The following is a 1094-nucleotide window of genomic DNA, read 5'->3' on the forward strand; positions in this document are numbered from 1 at the left end:
GCGATGACGTGTTCGCCGTCGCGCTCGCGCACCGAGACATCCACCGCCGTGCCCTCGGGGGCGAACTTGAGCGCGTTGTCGAGGATCGCGTCCAGCGCGCTCTCGACCGCGGTGCGGTCGGTGACGCTGAGGATCGCGGGGCCGCCCCCCGCGCGCACCGTCACGCCGAGCCCGACGCCGCGGTCCTGCCACGCAGCTGCCCGCTCGGCGACGAGCCCCGTGAGGTCCACGGCGGCGAAGGCGGTGTCCGACTTGCCGACGCGGGCCACGTTGAGCAGGGTGTCGAGGATGCGCGACATCCGGCGTCCCTCCTCCCGGGCGTGCTCGACGTCTTCGTTCCAGCCCTCGTCGAGGCCGGTCGCGAGGTATTCCACCCGCATGAGCAGCGCGCCCAGCGGGTTGCGCAGCTCGTGGGAGGCGTTCATCACGAACTCCTGCTGCCGCGTCATCACCCGCTCGATCTCCTCGGCCATCTGGTTGAACATCCGAACCATACGCTGCACCTCCGGCGGCCCCGTATCGTCCGAAATGCGGGCCCCCATCTCGCCGTGTTCGATCGCGGCCATCGCGCTGTCCACCCGGTGCAGGGGCTTCAGCACCCAGCTGGCAAGCCGGTACACGGCCCAGATCAGCGCGAGGATGACCGCGCTGCCGCCGAGCAGGAGCACCCCCCACTGCGTCAGGATGGCTCGCTGGGAGGCCTCGGGGCTCGCCGCGATCCGCACCGCGCCGAACACCCGGCCGTCGTCGAACACCGGCTCGACGATCACGGTCTCGCGGAGCGTCCAGGGGAAAGCGGCCGGGACCGGCTCGCCGCGGCGTCCCGAGAGCGCGAGGCGGATCTGCCCCTCGGCCTCGTCGTCGAGCCCGGGCTCGCTCACCGTCCCGGCCCAGAGCGTGCCGGAGCGGTCAAAGACCTGAGCCGTTGCCCCGTAGAGCTCCGCGTAGCGGCGCAGCTCCCGGTCGATCATCTCGGGATCGCCCGCGCGCAGCGCCTGCCGGGCCCCGGTCGCGAAGTAGCTGAGGTCCCCGATGAGCTGGGCGGAGGCCTGCTGTTGGATCCGCTGGGCGGCGCTCCAGCCGTACGCGCCCCC

1 protein-coding gene is annotated in these 1094 nt (G+C 72.4%); it reads right to left on the minus strand.

Annotated elements, in window-relative coordinates; genetic code table 11:
- Positions 1-1094: sensor histidine kinase (locus tag OOT08_RS03370; protein WP_325091129.1), on the minus strand; the 1094-nt coding region annotated here is incomplete at both ends.

Origin of the sequence: Leucobacter sp. M11, from assembly GCF_035726885.1 — a bacterium.
Lineage (GTDB): Bacteria > Actinomycetota > Actinomycetes > Actinomycetales > Microbacteriaceae > JAPFRB01.